Source organism: Neptuniibacter sp. QD37_6 (genome assembly GCF_047778085.1).
Classification (GTDB): domain Bacteria; phylum Pseudomonadota; class Gammaproteobacteria; order Pseudomonadales; family Balneatricaceae; genus Neptuniibacter.
On sequence record NZ_CP180550.1, the window covers coordinates 2,773,254 to 2,795,555 of the forward strand.

22 protein-coding genes are annotated in these 22,302 nt (G+C 44.9%); 11 read left to right on the forward strand and 11 right to left on the reverse strand.

The window, feature by feature from the left end; all coding sequences use genetic code 11:
* Window positions 1-49: 49 nt before the first annotated feature.
* On the reverse strand, window positions 50-724 hold the full coding sequence (gene radC / locus ACMXYO_RS13240) for a RadC family protein (RefSeq protein WP_415885567.1): 675 nt from the start codon (window positions 722-724) through the stop codon (window positions 50-52).
* A gap of 217 nt (window positions 725-941) precedes the next feature.
* Here radC and coaBC point away from each other — a divergent pair, with 217 nt between their 5' ends.
* From coaBC to ACMXYO_RS13265, 5 genes are all read left to right on the forward strand, one after another.
* Window positions 942-2,174: a bifunctional phosphopantothenoylcysteine decarboxylase/phosphopantothenate--cysteine ligase CoaBC gene (gene coaBC / locus ACMXYO_RS13245; RefSeq protein WP_415885569.1), complete on the forward strand. Its 1,233-nt coding sequence runs from the start codon at window positions 942-944 to the stop codon at window positions 2,172-2,174.
* Window positions 2,175-2,216: 42 nt separating this feature from the next.
* The gene (locus tag ACMXYO_RS13250) at window positions 2,217-3,605 is read left to right on the forward strand and encodes a phosphomannomutase/phosphoglucomutase (RefSeq protein WP_415885570.1); all 1,389 of its coding nucleotides are present in this window, start codon (window positions 2,217-2,219) and stop codon (window positions 3,603-3,605) included.
* Window positions 3,606-3,670: 65 nt separating this feature from the next.
* A complete protein-coding gene (argB, locus tag ACMXYO_RS13255) occupies window positions 3,671-4,570 on the forward strand; it encodes an acetylglutamate kinase (protein ID WP_415885571.1) in 900 nt (299 codons plus the stop codon).
* 9 nt (window positions 4,571-4,579) lie between these two features.
* On the forward strand, window positions 4,580-5,173 hold the full coding sequence (gene slmA / locus ACMXYO_RS13260) for a nucleoid occlusion factor SlmA (RefSeq protein ID WP_415882188.1): 594 nt from the start codon (window positions 4,580-4,582) through the stop codon (window positions 5,171-5,173).
* A gap of 77 nt (window positions 5,174-5,250) precedes the next feature.
* The gene (locus tag ACMXYO_RS13265) at window positions 5,251-6,033 is read left to right on the forward strand and encodes a sulfite exporter TauE/SafE family protein (RefSeq protein ID WP_415885573.1); all 783 of its coding nucleotides are present in this window, start codon (window positions 5,251-5,253) and stop codon (window positions 6,031-6,033) included.
* Window positions 6,034-6,037: 4 nt separating this feature from the next.
* Here the strand turns inward: ACMXYO_RS13265 and ACMXYO_RS13270 are convergent, their stop codons facing one another.
* The 4 genes from ACMXYO_RS13270 to gpmI form a co-directional block, all read right to left on the reverse strand.
* Entirely contained in the window at window positions 6,038-6,880 is an 843-nt protein-coding gene (locus ACMXYO_RS13270) for a divergent polysaccharide deacetylase family protein (protein ID WP_415885575.1), read from the reverse strand.
* Between the two features lies 1 nt (window position 6,881).
* Window positions 6,882-8,183, reverse strand: coding sequence for a S41 family peptidase (locus ACMXYO_RS13275; RefSeq protein ID WP_415885576.1), 1,302 nt, complete (start codon window positions 8,181-8,183; stop codon window positions 6,882-6,884).
* A gap of 19 nt (window positions 8,184-8,202) precedes the next feature.
* Window positions 8,203-9,204: a murein hydrolase activator EnvC family protein gene (locus ACMXYO_RS13280; RefSeq protein ID WP_415885577.1), complete on the reverse strand. Its 1,002-nt coding sequence runs from the start codon at window positions 9,202-9,204 to the stop codon at window positions 8,203-8,205.
* Between the two features lie 197 nt (window positions 9,205-9,401).
* Window positions 9,402-10,952 carry a 2,3-bisphosphoglycerate-independent phosphoglycerate mutase gene (gene gpmI / locus ACMXYO_RS13285; RefSeq protein WP_415885578.1) on the reverse strand — a complete coding sequence of 517 codons (1,551 nt, stop codon included), beginning with the start codon at window positions 10,950-10,952 and terminating at the stop codon, window positions 9,402-9,404.
* A gap of 227 nt (window positions 10,953-11,179) precedes the next feature.
* Between gpmI and ACMXYO_RS13290 the strand changes: the two genes are divergently transcribed.
* From ACMXYO_RS13290 to secB, 3 genes are all read left to right on the forward strand, one after another.
* A complete protein-coding gene (locus tag ACMXYO_RS13290) occupies window positions 11,180-11,593 on the forward strand; it encodes a rhodanese-like domain-containing protein (protein WP_415882194.1) in 414 nt (137 codons plus the stop codon).
* 71 nt (window positions 11,594-11,664) lie between these two features.
* Window positions 11,665-11,859 (forward strand): glutaredoxin domain-containing protein, encoded by a 195-nt coding sequence (locus tag ACMXYO_RS13295; protein ID WP_415885579.1) that lies wholly within the window; start codon window positions 11,665-11,667, stop codon window positions 11,857-11,859.
* Window positions 11,860-11,881: 22 nt separating this feature from the next.
* Entirely contained in the window at window positions 11,882-12,373 is a 492-nt protein-coding gene (gene secB, locus ACMXYO_RS13300) for a protein-export chaperone SecB (RefSeq protein ID WP_415882196.1), read from the forward strand.
* Between the two features lie 64 nt (window positions 12,374-12,437).
* On the opposite strand, the gene ACMXYO_RS13305 is transcribed toward secB, so the two are convergent.
* The 6 genes from ACMXYO_RS13305 to glnA form a co-directional block, all read right to left on the reverse strand.
* A complete protein-coding gene (locus ACMXYO_RS13305) occupies window positions 12,438-13,274 on the reverse strand; it encodes a M14 family zinc carboxypeptidase (RefSeq protein ID WP_415885580.1) in 837 nt (278 codons plus the stop codon).
* A gap of 97 nt (window positions 13,275-13,371) precedes the next feature.
* Window positions 13,372-13,722, reverse strand: coding sequence for a hypothetical protein (locus tag ACMXYO_RS13310; RefSeq protein ID WP_415882199.1), 351 nt, complete (start codon window positions 13,720-13,722; stop codon window positions 13,372-13,374).
* A gap of 66 nt (window positions 13,723-13,788) precedes the next feature.
* The gene (gene trmL / locus ACMXYO_RS13315) at window positions 13,789-14,259 is read right to left on the reverse strand and encodes a tRNA (uridine(34)/cytosine(34)/5-carboxymethylaminomethyluridine(34)-2'-O)-methyltransferase TrmL (protein ID WP_415885581.1); all 471 of its coding nucleotides are present in this window, start codon (window positions 14,257-14,259) and stop codon (window positions 13,789-13,791) included.
* A gap of 78 nt (window positions 14,260-14,337) precedes the next feature.
* Window positions 14,338-15,771, reverse strand: coding sequence for a nitrogen regulation protein NR(I) (gene glnG / locus ACMXYO_RS13320; RefSeq protein ID WP_415885582.1), 1,434 nt, complete (start codon window positions 15,769-15,771; stop codon window positions 14,338-14,340).
* The gene (glnL, locus tag ACMXYO_RS13325) at window positions 15,755-16,837 is read right to left on the reverse strand and encodes a nitrogen regulation protein NR(II) (protein ID WP_415885583.1); all 1,083 of its coding nucleotides are present in this window, start codon (window positions 16,835-16,837) and stop codon (window positions 15,755-15,757) included. The genes glnG and glnL overlap by 17 nt, the downstream gene beginning before the upstream one ends.
* Window positions 16,838-17,091: 254 nt before the next feature.
* Complete coding sequence (glnA, locus tag ACMXYO_RS13330; protein ID WP_415882203.1) at window positions 17,092-18,498, reverse strand: glutamate--ammonia ligase; 1,407 nt, start codon at window positions 18,496-18,498, stop codon at window positions 17,092-17,094.
* 446 nt (window positions 18,499-18,944) lie between these two features.
* Here glnA and typA point away from each other — a divergent pair, with 446 nt between their 5' ends.
* The 3 genes from typA (at window position 18,945) to dtd (ending at window position 22,294) form a co-directional block, all read left to right on the forward strand.
* The gene (typA, locus tag ACMXYO_RS13335) at window positions 18,945-20,756 is read left to right on the forward strand and encodes a translational GTPase TypA (RefSeq protein WP_415882204.1); all 1,812 of its coding nucleotides are present in this window, start codon (window positions 18,945-18,947) and stop codon (window positions 20,754-20,756) included.
* 123 nt (window positions 20,757-20,879) lie between these two features.
* Window positions 20,880-21,830, forward strand: a complete 951-nt coding sequence (pip, locus tag ACMXYO_RS13340; protein WP_415885584.1) for a prolyl aminopeptidase — start codon at window positions 20,880-20,882, stop codon at window positions 21,828-21,830.
* Window positions 21,831-21,856: 26 nt separating this feature from the next.
* A complete protein-coding gene (gene dtd, locus ACMXYO_RS13345) occupies window positions 21,857-22,294 on the forward strand; it encodes a D-aminoacyl-tRNA deacylase (RefSeq protein WP_415885585.1) in 438 nt (145 codons plus the stop codon).
* Window positions 22,295-22,302: the final 8 nt, after the last annotated feature.

Below are 22,302 nucleotides of genomic sequence, written 5' to 3' on the forward strand. Positions count from 1 at the left end.
CGCGAATTATACACAAGTGCTTACGTATTCACCAGTACTAAGATAACTTTTATAGCAATCCCCGTTCAGCAAACGAAACGACCTCTAGATCCCCAACAATCATATGATCTAACACCCTCACGTCGATCATCTCTAATGCAGCTTTTAGTCTCACAGTTATCTGCTGATCGGCCATGCTTGGCTCCGCTACTCCCGATGGGTGATTATGAGCAAGGATTACCGCAGCAGCATTATTACCCAACGCTTTCGCCACCACTTCTCTGGGATATACAGCCGCGGCGTTGATAGTGCCAAAAAATAACGGTTCATATTTAAGTACGCGGTGCTTGTTATCCAGAAAGAGGCAAGCAAACACCTCTCGTTGATGATGTCGCAGCTGAGAAACTAGATAATTTTTCACCTGCTCCGGTCTCTCCATCACATCCCCTTTTTCAATAGAGGCTTGCAGATGCCTGCGACTCATTTCCAATACGGCCTGCAATTGCACAAATTTTGCGGAACCTAAACCATGCGCGGCACAGAAGGCTTTTTGATCACTCTCTAGAAGCGCCCGCAAAGAACCAAATGTAGTTAATAGATCACGGGCCAGATCAACCGCACTTTTACCTTTTATCCCTGTGCGTAAAAAGATGGCTAAGAGTTCGGCATCTGATAGGGCGCTCGCACCTTGAAGCAAAAGCTTTTCTCGAGGCCGCTCAGCTTCTGGCCAATGTGTAATAGACATGAGAAGTCTCCATTTAATCTCTTCTGCATTTAGCTACTCACGGTAGTAAAAGCTTTCAAAGCTTGAGAAGAGTCATCACCCTTGATGAATTGCATAAATTTAGCACCATACAATCTACGAAACTTTACTCGAAAATGGTATGGTATCGATCCTTTTTATTTCAGCGTCATTTGTATTTACGACGCTATAAACGTAAAGATTACAGTAGTTAGCCAGTATGCAGAGACTTACTAACAAACAAATTATTCTTGGAATCACCGGCGGTATTGCAGCTTATAAAAGCGCAGAGTTAACTCGAATCCTAAAAGGAGCCGGTGCTGAAGTTCGCGTTGTAATGACTGCCTCTGCAACCGAGTTTATTACTCCCCTGACCTTACAAGCTCTTTCAGGAAATCCCGTCCACCAGCACCTTCTTGATGCCGAAGCGGAAGCAGGTATGGGGCATATTGAGCTAGCTAAATGGGCCGATTTGATCTTGATTGCGCCAGCGAGTGCGAACTTTATGGCTCGATTAGCATCTGGCCAAGGCGATGATCTGCTAACAACGATTTGCCTAGCGACAGATGCACCTATCTGCTTGGCTCCTGCGATGAATCAAGCGATGTGGCGCGACGAAGGCACACAAAAGAACGCAGAAACTCTAAAATTTCGCGGTATAAAGTTATTTGGACCAGGTATAGGTGAGCAAGCCTGTGGCGATACTGGTCCAGGCCGTATGTTGGAACCGACTGAAATAGCGGAGTTAACAGCGGCTCAATTTGACCGTGGTAGCCTGACAGGTAAAACCGTCTTTATTACCGCAGGCCCCACGCGTGAACCATTAGACCCTGTGCGATATATATCTAATCATAGCTCTGGCAAAATGGGCTACGCCCTTGCTGAAGCAGCGATGGAAGCTGGCGCTAAGGTCAAACTGATCAGCGGCCCGGTAAATCTCCCAGCACCTGCCCGCATAGGCAGAACATCAGTAGAAAGTGCAGAAGATATGCTAAAGGCCTCTTTGGAAGATTTAGCACTGTGCGACATTTTTATCGCAGCAGCAGCGGTAGCTGACTACCGCCCTACAGCTATAGCTGAGCACAAAATTAAAAAAGGCTCAGAAGAGATTATGGAACTTCATCTGGTTAAGAATCCAGATATTGTTGCCACTATTGCCAATAGTTCATCAAAACCGTTTACGGTTGGCTTTGCTGCAGAAACACGTGATGTCATCAACTACGCCAAAAGCAAACTTGAGCGTAAAAATCTTGACCTCATCATCGCAAATGATGTTTCTCGCTCAGATATTGGTTTTAATAGCGACGAAAATGCGGTCACAGTTATTTCAACAACAAATACTGAAACATTGCCGCAAGCATCTAAACGCCAGCTAGCCAGTAAGCTAATCGAAAAAATTGCAGCTCAATATCATGCAGATGCCGTAACGCAAAAAGAGACTGAAACTGCATAACAATTTTTTGGATTCAAACTTTGTGAATATTAAAGGATTAACATGCGTTACCCTCTAAACTCTCTAGACCACGCTATTTTCCGTGCTTACGATGTCCGAGGCATTGTAGGTTCCGCCTTAACAGATGACACGGTCTACCACCTAGGCAGAGCTTTTGCTGCCGAAGCTAAATCACAAGGTGTTGAAAACGTTAATGTTGCAGCCGATGGCCGTTTATCCAGCCCGCACCTTAAACAACTCTTTAGTGAAGGCTTAATGGATGGTGGTTGCCAAGTTATAGATACAGGCTATGTACCAACCCCTACCCTCTATTACGCAGCACATCAGGATAGTCAATGCACCGGTGTAATGATCACAGGTAGTCACAACCCTGCTGATTACAACGGTTTTAAGATGATGATCGACGGCCACACATTGTCTGGCGATGAGATCCAAGCTCTTAAAACACGTATTATTGAGCAAAACTACTCAGAAGGTGAAGGCTCTAAACGCGATTTAGATATCCGTGAAAGCTATCTTGAGCGCATCCTTTCGGATATCAAACTAGATAAAAAGCTAAAAGTTGTTGTCGATTGCGGTAACGGCATTCCAGCTGAGCTAGCGCCTAAGTTAATTGAACAACTAGGCTGCGAGATTATCCCGCTTTACTGTGAAGTCGATGGCACTTTCCCTAACCACCACCCAGACCCGGGCAAACCGAAAAACCTGCTCGATGCTATCGCGAAGGTAAAAGAAACGGGTGCTGATTTAGGCCTAGCATTTGACGGTGATGGCGATCGCGTAGGCGTAATCACTAACGAAGGTAATATCGTATATCCAGATCGCATCATTATGTTGTTCTCTGAAGAGATCCTTAAGCGCAACCCAGGCGCAGAAATCATCTTCGACGTAAAATGCTCACGCCTACTCGCCAAAGTGATTACCGAAGCAGGCGGTAAAGCGACTATGTGGCGTACAGGCCACTCTTTGATCAAACAAAAAATCAAAGAAACCGGCGCACTGCTTGGCGGCGAAATGAGTGGTCATATCTTCTTTAAAGAGCGTTGGTACGGTTTTGACGATGCGCTATACAGTGCAGCACGTCTGCTTGAAATTTTGGCGAATACAGATCAAACCGTTGAAGAGCTATTCGCTCAGTACCCTGAAGATGTAAGCACACCGGAGCTAAACATCACAGTTACCGACGAAAACAAATTCGATATCGTCGCAGCCCTTCAGGAAAAACACTTTGAAGGCGGTACTGCCAACCATATTGATGGTGTACGCGTCGACTACCCTGATGGCTGGGGTTTAGTTCGCGCATCTAATACAACACCCGTTCTTGTTCTTCGTTTTGAAGCAGAAACAAACGATGCGTTAATGCGTATCCGAAACGATTTCGAGCAAAAGCTACACGAAGTGGATAACAGTCTCGTTATCCCACACGAATAAAGCCCAAACGGCAGGAGTGCACCGATTAAATCGGTGCACTCATATAATAATTTTAAGGAAAGACTATGCCTCTAACACGTAAAGATGCCATGACTACCGCTCATGTATTGAGCGAGGCTATGCCATATATTCAGCGCTTTGTCGGCAAAACAATTGTCATCAAATATGGCGGTAACGCCATGATTGATGAAAAGCTGCAAAACAGCTTTGCCCGTGATATTGTGATGATGAAGCTGATTGGTATTAACCCAATTGTTGTACACGGAGGCGGCCCGCAGATCGGACAACTGTTAGAAGATCTGAAAATCGAATCACACTTTATCAACGGTATGCGCGTAACCGATTCCAAAACCATGGATGTTGCCGAAATGGTATTGGGCGGCACGGTTAACAAGCAGATCGTAGGTCTGATCAATAATAATGGCGGTCAAGCTATCGGCTTAACAGGCAAAGATGGTCAGCTTCTACGTGCTAAAAAACTACGTGTTGAGCACAAGACTCCTGAAATGGAAGCACCGGAAATCGTAGATATTGGTCACGTAGGCGAAGTAGAAAGCGTTAACGTTAAAGTCTTAGATATGCTGGTTAACTCCGACATCATCCCTGTGATTGCACCGATTGGCGTGGGTGAAGACGGCGCGTCTTACAACATCAATGCAGACCTAGTTGCCGGCAAAGTTGCTGAAGTACTGCAAGCAGAAAAGCTGATTCTATTAACCAATATTGAAGGTTTAATGGATAAAGACGGCAATATCCTAACTGGCCTAACAACCAAGCAAGTAGATGATCTAATTGAAGATGGCACTATCTACGGTGGTATGCTGCCTAAAATCGGCTGCGCACTAAGTGCGGTTAAAAGCGGCGTAAACAGCGCTCATATCATTGACGGCCGTGTGGAACACTCCTGTATGCTGGAAATCTTTACCGATGAAGGTGTTGGTACTCTGATCACCAACCGCGGATAAGGACGAACCATGAGCGAAACAGTCAAAGTATCCCGCCGCGAGCAAATCTTACAAAGCCTTGCTCGCATGTTGGAAAACCCAGGGCAAAAAATTACGACTGCTGCCCTCGCTAAAGAAGTAGGTGTATCCGAAGCTGCACTTTATCGCCACTTCCCAAGTAAAGCACGCATGTTTGAAGGCCTAATCGGCTTTATCGAAGATACAGTGTTTAGTCGTGTTACTGCGATCACACAAGTTGAACCGAGCGCAATAAAACAATGCGAGCAAGTACTTACTTTGCTATTAGCATTTGTTGAACGTAATCCAGGCATGGCACGACTGCTTACAGGCGATGCTTTAACCGGTGAAACAGATCGCCTAAGACAGCGTATCAATCAGTTCTTCGAACGTTTAGAAACACAGATCAAACAGATCTTGCGCGAAGCAGAAGTCAAAGAGGGCTTACGTACAGAAACAACAGCGGGAGCAACTGCCAACTTGATGCTTGCGTGTTGCGAAGGTCGTATCCGTCAATTCGTAAGAACAGAGTTCCGAAGAACGCCGACAGAGCAGTGGAGCGAGCAATGGCCGCGAATTGCTGCCGGCGCTTTCCGTCCAGCCTAATTGACGTTTGGCACAATGACTCTTTAAGGGGAAGCTAGCTTCCCCTTTTTCATTCCTACGGGGCCACCAGCACAACTATGGATCAACTTATTGAACACGGCGGATTGTTTGTTCTCTCATTTTTCGCCAATGCCTTATCAGCAATGGCCGGAGGCGGAGCAGGCTTACTGCAACTCCCCGTACTGCTATTCCTTGGCTTAAGTTTCAATACCGCACTAGCCACCCATAAAATCGCCAGCGTAGCACTAGGTATTGGTGCAACCATTAGACATCTGCGTGAAGGCAAACTGGACTATAAATTCTGTGGATTTATATTGCTATGCGGCCTGCCCGGTGTGGTTATCGGGGCTGATATCATCATCGATATCCCCGAAGGTTGGACCATACTCAGTTTAGGAATATTAACGGCTGGATTGGGCATCTATTCTTTCCGTAAAAAAGCGCTTGGACTTACCGCCGCCCCTCGTAACAGAGATCAGTTAGGGCTTATCATTGGGGGCGGTGTACTGTTCGTTATTGGCGCCTTAAACGGCTCTTTGACTTCAGGCACTGGCTTATTTGTGACACTCTGGCTTGTACGCTGGTTCGGTCTAGACTACAAAACAGCCGTCACCTATGTCTTGATTCTAGTCGGCCTATTCTGGAACTCCACCGGCGCTATTACCGTAGCGCTGCAAGTAGATCCTCGCTGGGAATGGTTACCTGCACTCTTGATCGGCGCCACTATCGGCTCGTATACAGGTGCACATCTAGCCATTACTCAAGGTAATCAGCTGATAAAAAGAGCATTCGAAACGCTCACGGTCCTAGTCGGAATAAAACTGACTGGCGATGGAATAGGAATTTTAATGGCTCTCTAATGCCTTAATTTTTAATCGCCACAGGTAAAGGACAGTGCCCTTCGCTGCGATCACAAGGCTCAACTTTGGGTTGAGCTATTAACAACTGACTACGAGATCGAATATTAAGCAGTTCGGAAGCCGATACTAAGCGAATACCGAGCTGTTTAAGTATTGGTAGCGCTTCAGATAAATACTCAACCGTTGCCGGATAAGGATGTCCTATTACAACGGCATGCCCTTGAGTCACAGCCAAACTTAAAGCCTGTTTAAACTGGTTGTGGATATAGTTCCAATTCTGCTTATTATCTAAAAAAACATCGCGAACAAGATAGGGAATTTGGTGTTCATGAGCGACCTTCCAAGCCACACTTCGACCTGTTGTAACACTATCAATAAAGAAGATATTGCGCTGCTTGGCAACAGCCATTATCTCTCTCATCTTTTGACGGTTTTCGGTCAGAAGGCTCCCCATGTGATTGTTCATCCCAACCACATGAGGAATTGAATCAAGACTATTGTGCAGTACCTGCTGAATTTCCTGCTTAGATAACTTCTCTGTTAATGCACCTGGGCCTAAACGAAGCCCTGCTTTATTTTGCATCGGCGCATGCAATATAACTTCTTTACCCTGCTTATAGGCAATTTCTGCTAACTCATAAGAGTGTGGCGTATGAGGTAGAAATGCATAGGTAATCGCACCAGGAAGGTTGATAGCCGCCAAGCCTTTTTTACGATTATCACCAATATCATCAATTACAATCGCCATCACAGGCTGGTTATCGGCAAACAAAGGTACGGCATGGCTTGGACTAACCGAAACTCCAAGAGCAATTATCGCTGAGCAAATCCGTCTGATAAGTTGCATATCACTTACGCACAATCGCCAGAGCTTTTAGCAAGTTTAAAGCTTCATATAACTGATAATCCCTTGCTGCAAGATTATCTTTTTTCGCTTCTTCAGCAGCCTTCTTCTCACCATTTTCGAGATGGCCACTTAGATCTTTTTCTTTCAAATATTCAGGGCCGCCTTCTCGTAGGGTTAACTCAGCATCATTAACCTCAATATCTGGTTTGATACCTTGCGCCTGAATGGAGCGACCATTCGGGGTGTAGTATCTTGCCGTAGTGATCTTCAACGCACGCTCTTTTGTTAGAGGCAGAACCGTTTGAACAGAGCCCTTACCAAAACTATCGACTCCCATAATAACCGCACGTTCTTGATCCTGAAGCGCACCTGCAACAATCTCTGAAGCCGATGCCGAACCACCATTGATCAAGACAACAAGTGGAAGCTCAGGAAGTAAAGTATCGCTAGTCGCACTAAAACGCTGCTCAGATTCGGCTAAACGACCTTTGGTATATACGATCAATCCATCCTTTAGAAAGGTATCGCTGATATCCACAGCGGCCTGTAACACACCACCCGGATTATTACGCAGATCTAACACCACACCTTTCAGCTCATTTTTCATCAAGCGTTTAAGGTGTTTGTTAACCTCTTTCCCTGAATCTACTTGAAATTGGGATACACGCAGGTAGCCGAAACCCTCATCCAACATGCGACTCTTAACACTCGCTACTTGAATAATGTCTCGTACAACTTCAATTTCTAGCGGCTTTTCTTCGCCTTCACGCACAATCGTTAGAATGAGCTTACTGCCTGGCTTACCACGCATCAGCTCTACCGCTTCGCTAAGCGGCATGCCCTGTACTGGTGTATCATCCAGCTTAGTAATCAAGTCCCCCGCTTTAACCCCTGCACGCTGAGCGGGCGTATCATCGATTGGCGTGATAACACGAATAAAGCCATCTTCAGAACCTACTTCGATGCCTAAACCACCAAATTCACCACTGGTATTGGCTTGCAGACTCTCAAATTCGTCGGGTTCTAAATACGCAGAATGGGGATCTAAACCTGCAATCATGCCTCGCAGAGCATCTTCAAGCAGGCGTGCGTCATCCACAGGCTCTACATAGGAGGATTTAATTCGTTGGAACACTTCAGTGAATAATCGAAGCTCATCTAGAGGTAATACTTTTTCGTCTGTAACAGCTGGTGTATCTGCAGGCTTCGGATCAGCTGCATGAAGTGGGAAAGAGATAAGCGAACCAACAACCATACCAAGCAAGGTATGTTTGAACCCGCCCGAACATAAAACTGACTTCATAATTTCTTCCCTAATAATGTTAGCGCTTCAACCAGCTTTTTGGATTACTCGGCTTACCTTTATAACGAACCGCAAAATAAAGACCTGTTTGAGTGCGGCCCCCACTCTGCCCTGCAGTTGCGATCGTATCACCCGCGGCTACCCAATCACCTGTTTCTAATAACAAACTTTGATTATAACCATACAAACTTAGATAACCGGAGCCATGATCAATAATCAATACTAAACCATAACCTCTAAGCCAATCTGAAAATACTACGCGCCCATGATGAACCGCTTTTACAGACTGAGCTTCTGACGCCTGAATCCAGATTCCATCATAGCGAATATTATTTCTGACAGTACCATAATTCTGCTTTACCTTACCTTTTAACGGCCAAGGCAGCTTACCTTTTAATTGTTTAAAGGATTTATCGTCTTTTACAAGGGTGGCGAAGTTTAGGCTTTTCTCAATTTCAGTCAGTACTGCACGTAATCGCTTTTGGTCCAGTTTGAGCTGCTTAAGTTTCTTTTTGTCTGTGGAGAGGGCTTTTGTAAGCCGAACAAGGGTATCTTTTCGCTTCGCTTGAGAGGCCCTCAGAGCAGTGACCTCTTTACGCAATTCTTCGCGCTTGAGGACCATTTTTTGCTCGGTATCGGTCAGCTCTAATTCAGTTCCGGAAAGATCCGCCAGTTTGGTTTTGAAAAGAATTAGGTCCTGGCGTAACTCTTCATTTACGAAGTCATAATAGCGAATAGCTCGATCTAAAGTCTCAGGATCTCGCTGAGTGAGTAGTAGCTGTAGGCGCGCTTGGTTGCCCATTTTATACTGCTGGGCTATCTGTTTAGCGATTAGTTCAGAACGTTTCTTAAGCTCGACCTTTAAAGCATCTCGCTTCTTTTCAAGGGAATCAGCGTGAGAGCCAAGACCACTCAATTGCTTATCCAGTAATTGGATCTGACGCGCTAACTTGCCAATTTCAACTTCACTGTCACGGAGCTCTTTACTTAACTCACGAGACTCGCCCTCTTGCGAGCGCATGTTTTTTTGCAAGGAGGCTATACGTGAATTGAGCTGCTTTATCTGCTTTTCAGTTAATGCTTGTTTATCCTCTGCCAGCACCACAGATGACGTAAGCAAGCTAAACAGTATGAAAATAAAGGCAGGTAAAGATCGCACCATAATTTTTCTGCACAAAATAAAAAGGGATAAACGAGTTATCCCTTTTTAAAGCCTCTTTAGAAGGATGCTAAAGATCTGCCTGTCATTTCAGCAGGCACTTCAATGTCCATCAAGGAAAGAAGAGTTGGTGCTAAATCACAAAGCGCACCGTCTTCTAGCTTGAGGCTTTCAGAACGAGGACCATCGTAAATCAAAGCCACAGGCCAGATTGTGTGAGATGTATGAGGCTGACCTGTTTCTGGGTTAACCATCAACTCAACATTGCCGTGATCAGCTGTAATCAATGCTTCACCACCAACTTCGCGAAGCGCTTCTAGCACCTGTTTAACGCTGTCATCAACAACTTCACAAGCTTTCACAGCGGCATCAAATTTACCGGTATGGCCAACCATATCACCGTTCGCATAGTTACAAACGATCAGGTCATACTTACCACTCTTAATCGCTCCAACTAACTTTTCAGTCACTTCCGGCGCACTCATCTCAGGCTGCAAATCATAAGTTGCAACATCCGGAGAAGGCACCAAAATACGATCTTCACCTTCGTAAACTTCTTCCTGACCACCATTGAAGAAGAAAGTCACATGAGCATATTTTTCAGTTTCAGCGATACGCAGTTGGGTTTTGCCCAAACCAGATAGGTATTCACCTAGATCATTTCGAATAGCTTGTGGAGGATAAGCACAAGCAGCATCGATATCAGATGCGTACTGAGTCATCATTACATATGCAGCTAGTTCTGGTGCTTTTTCACGTGTAAAACCGTCAAAACTGCTACCTTCAGTAAATGCACGAGTAATTTCACGGGCACGATCAGGACGGAAGTTCGCGCAGATTAGCGCATCACCGTCAGCAACCAAGCCCTTCGCTTCGCCAGCAGCATCCGTAATTACTGTTGCTTGAACAAATTCATCGTTCTCATCACGCGCATAAGCTTCATTCAGCGCTTGAATAGCAGATTCAGCTTTGCAAGGGGCTTGACCGATAGTCATTGCATCGTAACCGTTCTGCACACGATCCCAACGGTTATCACGATCCATTGTAAAATAACGGCCCGCTACAGAAGCAATGGAACCTACACCGAGTTCGGCTAGCTTCGCTTCCGTACGTTGAATCGATGGTTCCGCAGAACGAGGCGGCATATCACGACCATCCAGAATGGCATGAACATAAAGCTTTTTCGCACCACGTTTAACAGCCATCTCTAACAGCGCAAAGATATGTTCTTCATGGCTGTGAACACCACCTGGTGATAACAAGCCCAAAATATGAACTGCTTTGTCTTGCGCAATAGCAGCATCCATCGCATTCACTAACGTTTCATTATCGAAGAAATCACCATCCTCAATCGCTTTGGAGATACGCGTGAAGTTTTGATAAACCGTGCGCCCTGCACCAATGTTCATATGGCCAACTTCTGAGTTACCCATCTGTCCATCCGGCAAGCCAACAGCCATACCTGAAGTTTCGATTCGAGCATTTGGATTATCAGCAAGCAGTGCATCCCATACTGGGGTATTAGCTGCCTGAATTGCTGAAGATTCTGAACTTTCTACACCGTAACCATCAAGGATGATCAAAGCTTTGGTCGCGCGCGTTTGTGTCATATCTGTAGGATTCTGTTGCAACGGTTATAAAATTGCCGCCAATTTTACTTGGAAAGCCCCTTTAAGGCTAACGATTGAAGGCCCGAAGCAGAATAATTGCCACTAAATAATCATTTTCACCGTATCTTCCCCTTATACCGTCAAAAATCGCGAGGTATACTATTGCTCCTCAATCGTCGATCAACAGTTTTTAATGGTCTTCAGGTAAGACCTTATTTGGATTAGAAATGGATCAATTTATCGAATTTATCGGCAACCACCCATTCTTGGTTGGTGCTTGGCTTTTAACTCTAGTGATGTTCGTTCTTTATGAACGTAGTAAAGCAGGCAAAGCCGTTACTCCGGCGCAAGCAACAAACCTAATCAACAAAGAAGACGCGATCATCGTTGATATCCGCCCTAAAAAAGAGTGGGCAACAGGTCATATCACCAATGCAAAGCACATCCCTCTTTCTGATTTAGATCGTCGTATGGACGAGCTAACTAAGTACAAACAACGCCCGATTATCGTTGTATGTAATTTAGGTCAAGCAGCGAGCGCTGCTACTCGCAAACTTAAGGCTGAAGGCTTTGAAAATGCAGTGCGCCTATCTGGCGGCATGACCGAATGGAAAGGCCAAAGCCTTCCTATTGTTAAGTAATAATCACGATGAAAGAAGTTACCATCTATACAACCGCGTGGTGCCCCTTCTGTATCCGAGCAAAAATGCTTTTGGATCATAAGAGCATTCCTTACACTGAGATTAAAGTCGACGGCGACGCAGAAAAACGTCGCGAAATGACGGAACTAAGTGGAGGTCGCACTGTGCCGCAAATTTTTATCGGCGAAGCACCTATTGGCGGTTGCGATGATATGTTTGCCCTTGAACGCCAAGGCGAACTCGACACCCTACTTAGTGCAAACTAATTTTTAAAAATAAGGATAAATCATGGCTGAGAACGATCAGAACACAGCGTCCCAAGAAGAACAGCAGGGGCCTCAGTTTGCGGTACAACGCGTATACATTAAAGATGCCTCTTTTGAATCTCCAAACGCTCCTGAAATTTTCATGAGCCCTTGGCAGCCAGAAGTTGGCCTAGAGATGAACACTCAAACTGCTCAGCTAGGTGACAACGCTTTTGAAGTAACTCTAACGCTAACAGTTACGGTTAAAAACGAAGACAAAACTGCATTCCTAGTTGAACTACAGCAAGCAGGCATCTTCTCTATCGCGGGTCTAGGCGAGCAAGAGATGCACCACACACTAGGTGCGTTCTGCCCAAGCATCCTATTCCCTTATGCACGTGAAGCAATTGACGCAATGGTTGTTAAAGCTAGTTTCCCAGCACTAATGCTTGCTCCAGTTAATTTTGATGCACTATATGCTCAACAGATGGCTCAAGCTCAGCAAGAAGCTGCTCAAGGCGAAGCTCAGCACTAAGCTAAACGCTATCGCATTAAAAAAACGGAGCTTTAGGCTCCGTTTTTTTTGTTTTTGGATCTATCTATTTGGATGATTCAGATGCAGCCAACTCACTGCGGTTGCGTTTCGATTTATACTTCAACCAACCCACTAAATCCGTCCACATCTTATCAATATCCATTTTCGGCGGCATGATCCCAGCATAGGGAAGCTCAATGGTTACTACAGGTATATTCTTAACAAACCAGCCATAATTGCCTAAAGAACCCGGGTATGTACCTAGCTGACGCAGGTGCAGCGGCCCAAGTTTACGCGGCGGTTGAATACCACCGTCAAAGTCCAAAATTCCGTGCGGCGCATGTACAGAGACAATCACCGTCGGCTTATACTCATCAATTAAATTGTGGATAACACGACTTTCAGGCTCACTCAAAGGCGCGTGCCCAGGGAAATAGCGCAAACGCTTTTTCGCACTTTTTTGCCAATGCGCTAAAGGCTCTGGAAATTCTGGTGCAGGAGTAAAATTCCGATTCAGATCAACCTTATTCGCATTTACTCGGCTCGACTTACGCTGCAATAAGCCATCTGGATTCACAACCGGCAAGAAATACCAATCATAACTACCACTATGATGTTTACGTAAGGTATTAAGCCACTTAAAGGTTACGCTAACACTGGAGTACTCATCACCATGAATACCACCTATAAATAGAACCCTTGGTGCATGTTTATTTTCTTCTGATGCCTGAAAGTGTGCCTCTAAAATTGCACGACCTTGAACTGAATAAAAACGAGGTGGAAGATAAGGATTACTTAAACATTCTTTAACCGAAACACTGGCTAGTTTTTTACCAACCTGCTTGCAGACATTCGTCACTTCTTCTGGATGATTCGTTCCATGAGTCAAAGAAGAGATCAAGATTAAAAAACTCCCAAGAAAAAGGGAGCTATATTTTTTCCACATATACTTACCGAACAACACTTTCAATTGTACATTTATTAATCAGTAGCGCATTCTAGCATGATTTTAAGGAAAGACTTTGCAGTATTTCATCAGCACGACCTAATTCAAGGACCTGTTGCAATGAAGCTGCTGGCAACGGCACAATACTTACAAGCGAGCTTGCTGGGATAAGAAATTGACCTTCACTGCCAGACTCTAATTGATCAGAGATCAGAACTACCGGAAGCTGTTGGTTCTTAAGTGTTTGGATATTTACTTGCTGATCAAGCCGACCTAACAACCATACTGCACGCTCCCTGTAGTCAGTAACATGCAGTTTAAAAACCTCACCCGCCTGCTCGGTTAAATAAGCTTCAATCTTTGTCACTATGAAAGCGTGCTGCATAGAATTACTGACCGTCATGTAGTTCCTTTCACTATAGTCGTTATAGCAACATTTAAGTATCTATATGTAGAACCGCTTTTAAAACTAACTATCGATAGCGCCTTCAAACCCCAATTGACGCCATGCTTCATAAACAACAACAGCGCTAGCATTAGAAAGGTTCATACTACGACTCGCCTCTTTCATCGGCATTCGCAACCACTGTTCGCTAGGGAAACTCTCTCTCACCTCAACCGGCAAACCTCTCGTTTCTGGCCCCAACAACAAAACATCGCCCGCTTGGTAATCCGCTTTGGTGTAGCAGGTTTTACCTTTTGTCGTTAACGCCCAAACCTTTCTAGGCTCTATTTCAGCCAGACAGGTGTCTAAATCAGGGTGAATTTTAACTGCAGCAAACTCATGATAATCCAAGCCTGCACGACGTAACCGTTTATCATCAAAGTCAAAGCCCAGAGGCTCAACAAGATGAAGATGGAAACCTGTATTGGCACAAAGCCGAATAATATTGCCAGTATTTGGCGGTATTTCAGGTTCGAATAGGACAACGTGAAGCATAAAAAATCCCCGCAGGTTAAAAGCTGCAGGGATTATATATGAAATCAAAAAACGTGGTTATTACTGTATAAGAATAACTTACGCAACTTCCTGATCATCACCTTTATCTTCGTCCATACCCAACTCTTTGATTTTCCGCGTAAGAGTATTACGCCCCCAACCCAGAAGCTCTGCAGCATCGCGTCGACGACCTGCTGTATGCTTTAGCGCAGTCTCAATCATAATTTTTTCAAAAGCAGGCACTGCAGTATCTAATAGATTTCGATGACCAAGCCCCAACTGCTGATCAGCCCAATTGCGCAGAGACAATTCCCAATCCCCTGCCACAGCTGTCTCTGATTCACTACTCTGCATAAGCTCTGGCGGCAAATCATCAATGAGCACTTCTCGGCCTGTAGCCATTACCGTTAACCAGCGACAAGTGTTTTCCAACTGCCTAACGTTACCCTGCCAAGCCAAATTACACATATAACTTTCAGTGTCAGTAGCAAGCACTTTTGGCTCCACATCTAACTCTTCAGCCGCCATGTTTAGGAAATGGCGCGCTAAACGCGGAATATCTTCACGTCGTTCAGCTAACTTGGGTAGATGAACACGAATAACGTTAAGGCGATGGAATAAATCTTCACGGAAACGACCTTCAGCTACCAACTTTTCCAAATCCTGATGGGTAGCAGCGATAATCCGAACATCGACCTTTACTGCCGTATGACCACCTACACGATAGAATTCACTATCAGCCAACACCCTCAACAAACGCGTTTGAGCATCAGCTGGCATATCACCAATTTCATCTAGAAAAAGGGTACCGCCATCTGCCTGCTCAAATCGACCACGTCGAGCCGCTGCTGCACCGGTAAAGGCACCTTTCTCATGACCAAACAATTCTGACTCAATCAGATCATGAGGGATCGCCGCCATATTCAGAGGAATGAAAGGCCTATCTCTACGCGGGCTATGCTTATGCAGCGCGTGCGCGACAAGCTCTTTACCCGTGCCGGACTCACCATTAATGAGAACCGTAATATTTGATTGAGATAAACGGCCAATCGCACGGAAAACTTCCTGCATAGCAGGCGCTTCACCAATAATCTCCGTACCTTCTTCAGCAGCTTGCTCTGCTACCTGCTCTCGTTGCTCAATCGCATGCGCCAAGGCGCGCTTAGTTAAAGCAACAGCATCATCTACATCAAATGGTTTAGGCAAATACTCAAATGCACCACCCTGATAAGAAGCCACAGCAGAATCTAAATCGGAGTGTGCCGTCATAATAATGATCGGAACTTGTGGGTGAGTTTCTTGAATTTTCTCTAGCAACTGCAGACCGTCTGTTCCAGGCATGCGAATATCACTAATGATGGCATCTGGCACTTCACGTTCTAGCTGAGCCAATAAAGCATCTGCACTATCAAAAACTTCGGTTTGAAGCCCTTCTACTGCCATTGCTTTTTCAAGCACCCAACGAATTGAACGATCATCATCGACAATCCAGATTTTACCTGACAGGTTCATGACTTATCTCCAAAGGTATGAATAGTTGAAATTTGGTTTCCCCTGGCTGAGTTTCACACTCAATCAATCCTTGATGCTGATTGATAATCGATTGCGCAATCGACAAGCCAAGGCCGGTTCCTTCTGCACGCCCACTTACCATAGGGTAGAAAATCTTACTGAGTATCTCTTCTGGAATTCCTGGGCCGTTATCCACAATTTCGACACTACACACCAAACGGTGTTTTTCTGCGCCCAATGTAATTTGACGGAAAGCCCGAGTCTTAATTTGTATAGTTGGATCGACGGTCCCTGCCCCTTGCATTGCCTGCATACTATTACGCAGGATATTCAATACCGCTTGGATAAGCTGCTCTGAATCACCAGTAAACTCAGGAATGCTCGGATCATAATCTCGCAACAAAGACACAGAGCCTTTTGTTTCTGCTTCGATTAGCTGACAAACTCGCTCGAGGATCGCATGAATATTTAAATCTTCCAACTTAGGTAACTTCCGCGGACCTAAAAGACGATCCACTAAGTTCCTCAAACGGTCAGCTTCTTCAATAATCACGCGGGTATAATCATATAACGCAGGATCTGGCAGCTCTCGTTCTAGCAATTGCGCAGCACCACGAATCCCACCTAACGGATTCTTAATTTCATGCGCCATGCCACGGACTAGGGACCTAGCAGTATCATGCTGAGTTAGAAGATCTTCTTCACGCTCAATTCTCATCAAACGGTCTCTAGCCTCTATCTCAATCAGAAGCTGCCGACCACTCAACCAAAACAATGGATTAATTGAATAATCCACCGTCAGCACACTACCACTTTGAGTCACCAATTTAGCTTCGCGGCGAGTGTATGGATGACCCGTTTCAAGACAATCACTTAGATCTTCAATGCCATCCTCCTCTGGTGAGAACCACTCCGCTACAGACACTTGGGACAAGCGGCGCAAACTCGCCTCTAACAGCATTTCAGCTGCGGGATTGGCATATTCCACATCGAGATTGCTATCCAGCAAAACAACCGCTGTCGAAAGGTTTTCTATTATCTGTTTATGAAAATCTAATACTGGCATCGGCCTACACTCTTTTACTTAAGTTTACTTCTGCAAAAAGTAAACCAAGTTTTATCACTGTCCAGAATTGCTCTCAGACAGCACCATCACTGACTCTTCTAATATTGAGTGTAGCTGCTAAAAAATAATAGCGCACCACTTTAGTGCATGAAATAAAATTTAGATTTTAATCATCACTAAATAAGTGCATAAAGGTAAGATTTAAAAACAAAAAAGCCTCCACGAGGGAGGCTTTTTTTAAGAAGAATTCAGACTTATACAGAGTAGTACAGATCAAATTCAACTGGGTGAGTAGTCATGTTAACTTTCTCAACTTCTTCACGCTTCAGCTCGATGAATGCATCTAGCATGTCATCAGTGAATACGCCGCCAGCAGTCAAGAACTCACGATCGTTCTCTAGAGCATCTAGAGCTTCTTCTAGAGAAGCAGCAACCTGTGGGATCTCAGCAGCTTCTTCAGCCGGTAGATCGTAAAGGTCTTTATCAGCAGCATCGCCAGGGTGAATCTTGTTCTTGATACCGTCAAGACCAGCCATCATAAGCGCTGCGAAGCACAGGTATGGGTTAGCAGATGGATCAGGGAAACGAGCTTCTACACGACGTGCTTTAGGATTAGTCACGTATGGAATACGGATTGAAGCAGAACGGTTACGTGCAGAGTAAGCAAGCATAACTGGCGCTTCGAAACCTGGTACTAGACGCTTGTAAGCGTTAGTAGAAGAGTTAGTTAGAGCGTTAAGCGCTTTAGCGTGCTTGATGATACCGCCAATGTAGTAAAGAGCAGTTTCAGACATGCCTGCATAAGCATCACCAGAGAACAGGTTAACACCGTCCTTAGATAGAGACATGTGAACGTGCATACCAGAACCGTTATCACCAACTAGTGGCTTAGGCATAAACGTAGCTGTTTTGCCGTAAGCGTGTGCAACGTTGTGTACGCAGTATTTAAGAACCTGAACTTCGTCTGCTTTAGCAGTAAGCGTATTAGGACCTACACCGATTTCACACTGACCAGCTGTTGCTACTTCGTGGTGGTGTACTTCAATTTCAAGATCCATTGCTTCCATCGCGTCACACATAGCGCCACGTAGATCATGCAGAGAATCAATTGGTGGTACTGGGAAGTAACCACCTTTAACACGTGGACGGTGACCTGTGTTACCACCTTCGACATTGTGGCTAGAAGCCCAAGAAGCTTCTTCAGAAGCGATTGTGTAACCGCAACCAGAGATGTCTGCGTGCCATTTAACTTCGTCAAATACGAAGAACTCTGGCTCTGGACCAAACATAGCTGAATCTGCAATACCTGTAGATTTTAGGTACTCTTCTGCACGTTTAGCAACAGAACGTGGGTCACGCTCATAACCTTGGCCAGTAGCCGGCTCAACGATGTTACAACGAACGATGATAGTCGTTGCTTCAGAGAATGGATCCAGTACAGTTGCACTGTCGTCCGGCATCAAGATCATGTCGGAATCGTTAATACCTTTCCAACCTGAGATGGATGAACCATCGAACATTTTACCTTCTTCAAAGAAGTCGTCGCCCATATCAGATACAGGGATAGTTACATGCTGCTCTTTACCGTGAGAATCGGTGAAACGCAGGTCAACCCATTTAGCGTTGCTTTCTTTGATCAGATTCAGAGTCTTCTCTGACATTTGACTGTCTCCACTTAATAATTACCAGGCCGAACAGCGCCAGCCTCAAGAAATCAGAATTTATTATCGGCTTAGGACTAAGCAACAAGCGTGCCAGAATATAAAAACCAGCATTCCTCCACAATTAGAGGCACTTGCAGCATAAATACACCAAAAGCACCGCACCAAAATCGAACACAAGCAACTTTAGCGCACCATAATAGTGCAAATCTTGTTAAATCAATTTTTACGCACCGTTATGGGTCTATAATATACTCCAACCTTATTAAAAACGCCCACCTATAATGGGCCTGTTTTTAACTTAATTCTTACCCAGATCAATTCAACCATTCTCTTCATAAAAAGAAAAAGTAAAACTCTGCATAATTGATTAAGAAATATGCAGTAATTTCTCTATAAACACGTATAATTCCGCATTCGCAAAAATATCTCACAGGTATACACACGTGATCGAAAAGCTAAGAAATATCGCTATCATCGCGCACGTTGACCACGGTAAAACAACCTTGGTTGATAAGCTGCTTGCACAATCCGGCACTTTAGGCCGTCGTGATGAAGGCACTGAGCGCATCATGGACTCCAATGACCAGGAGAAAGAGCGCGGCATTACCATTTTGGCAAAAAATACTGCCATTACATGGAACGACTACCGCATCAACATCGTTGACACTCCTGGACACGCCGACTTCGGCGGTGAAGTAGAACGCGTACTGTCTATGGTTGACTGTGTATGCCTACTGGTTGACGCTGTTGACGGCCCAATGCCACAAACGCGCTTCGTAACTCAGAAAGCATTTGACCAAGGCCTTCGCCCAATCGTTGTTATCAACAAAATTGACCGCCCAGGTGCGCGTCCAGATTGGGTTATCGATCAAGTATTCGATCTTTTCGATAGCCTTGGTGCAACTGATGAACAGCTAGACTTCCCAATCGTTTACGCATCTGCACTAAACGGCATCGCAGGTCTAGAACCAGACGATATGTCTGACGATATGACGCCTCTTTTCGAAGCAATCGTAGAACATGTTGAACCACCAAAAGTAGATGTTGATGGCCCATTACAGATGCAAGTATCTGCTCTGGACTATAACAGCTACCTAGGCGTTATCGGTGTTGGTCGAGTTACTCGCGGTACAATCAAAACTAACACTCAGGTTAAAGTTATTGACCGCGAAGGCGCTATTCGTAGTGGTCGTATCCTTAAGATCATGGGTTATCACGGTCTAGAACGCGTTGAAGTTGATACAGCCACTGCTGGGGACATCATCTGCGTTACAGGTATCGATGCGCTAAACATTTCGGACACAATCTGCGACCCAGATAAAGTTGAAGCCTTACCTGCGCTAAGCGTAGATGAGCCAACTGTATCCATGACCTTCCAGGTTAACGATTCTCCGTTTTCTGGCCAGGATGGTAAATTTGTAACTAGCCGTAACATCAAAGAGCGTCTAGATCGCGAACTTATCCACAACGTTGCCCTCCGCGTTGAAGATGGTGACACACCAGAGAAATTCAAAGTGTCTGGTCGAGGTGAACTACACCTTTCCGTTCTTATCGAAACAATGCGTCGTGAAGGTTTCGAACTAGGTGTATCCCGTCCTGAAGTAGTTCAAAAAGAGGTTGATGGCGAAATCCATGAACCTTACGAAGACGTAATGATTGACGTTGAAGATGAACACCAAGGCGCGATCATCGAAGAGCTTGGTAAGCGCAAAGGCGATATGACCAATATGGAAGTAGACGGCAAAGGCCGTTCACGCCTTAGCTTTATCATTCCTTCTCGCGGCTTAATCGGCTTCCGCTCTCTGTTCCTTACCATGACTTCTGGTACAGGTATCATGACTTCCGTGTTCGATCATTATGGACCAGTTAAAGAAGGTGAAGTAGAAAGCCGAAATAATGGTGTACTTGTATCTATGGTTACAGGTAAAGCACTTGGCTACTCTTTATGGAACCTACAGAGCCGTGGCCGCCTCTGCATCGAACCAAATATCGACGTTTATGAAGGCATGCTACTAGGTATTCACAGCCGTAGTAATGACTTAGCAGTTAACCCAATCAAAGGTAAGCAACTAACAAACGTACGTGCATCTGGCACAGATGAAAACATCCAACTGACTCCTCCAGTAAAATTCACTCTGGAACAAGCTTTGGATTTCATCGAAGATGACGAATTGGTAGAAGTAACACCTAACTTCATCCGCCTACGTAAGAAGCTTCTGAAAGAGAACGAACGTAAACGCGCGAAGAACAAATAAGAGATTATCTCTATCTTAAAAAGGCAGCCTTGGGCTGCCTTTTTTATTTTCTAATACCGTAGCTCTGACACAACTAGCTCACTATACTTTAAAATTAGGACGTCAATCTGTGCTGGAGGCCATATGCGCATTCCCTACCCTGAAATACACCCCTATACCGAATTTCAGCTAAAGGTTTCTGATACCCACAGCCTTTACGTAGAGGAAAGTGGCAACCCTCGAGGGATTCCAGCACTATTCATTCATGGCGGCCCCGGTGGTGGAACCGCACCAGCACATCGAAGTTTTTTTGATCCGGAAAAATATCGAATTATTCTGTTTGACCAGCGCGGTTGCGGCAAATCCACACCTCATTCAGATCTCACAAATAACACGACCACAGATCTGATAGGTGATATGGAAGTAATCAGAAGACATCTAAATGTGGATAAATGGTTACTATTCGGTGGTTCCTGGGGATCAACACTTAGCCTTCTCTACGCTCAAGCTCATCCAGATCGCGTATCCGGCATGATCCTTAGGGGCATTTTTCTCTGTCGGGATCAGGATATTCAGTGGTTTTATCAACGTGGTGCGAGTGCAATCTTCCCCGACTATTGGAAAGAGTACGAACAGGTCATTCCTAGCACTGAACGCAAGGACATGCTTAAAGCCTATTACAAGCGCTTAACCTCATCCAATGAGATCGCTCGTATGTCTGCAGCAAAAGCGTGGTCTATTTGGGAAGGTCGTTGCTCTACCTTAGATCCAAACAATGATATAGTTGATCATTTTGCAGACCCTCACGTAGCGCTTGCCATGGCAAGAATAGAAGCACATTTCTTTATAAATAAAGCCTTTATAGAGCCTAACCAAATCATTGATAATTGCTCAAAAATTGAAGAAATCAAAACAGTGATCGTACATGGCCGCTATGATATGGTTTGCCCCATCGAACAAGCTCAAGCCCTCTATGACGCTTTACCTCAGTCAGAGTTTCACATCGTACGAGACGCTGGCCATTCAGCTTTCGAACCTGGAATTACTGACAATCTAATTCGTGCAACAGATAACTTCGCCATCTCATTAGCATAAGACATGCAGACAAATAAAACCTAGATATGAAAGCACTAATCCAACGAGTCAAATCTGCAAGCGTTGAAGTAGACGCTGAAACCGTAGGGAAGATCAACCAAGGCATTCTATTACTGCTTGGTGTTGAGAAAGATGACACTGAAGCAGATGCCAACAAACTGCTAAAAAAAATACTGGGTTACCGTATATTTGCTGATAACGAAGGGAAGATGAATCTGAACCTGCAACAAATCAATGGAGGACTACTCGTTGTCTCTCAATTTACTATTGTTGCAGACACTAAAAAAGGACTACGCCCAAGCTTCTCTTCCGGCGCATCACCAGAGCATGGTGAAAAGCTATACAACTACTTTGTAAAGCAAGCAGAACAACAGCACAAGGCCGTTGAAACAGGCATCTTCGCTGCAGACATGGCCGTATCATTAGTCAATGATGGACCAGTTACTTTCTGGTTAGAAAGTTAAATCCTAGA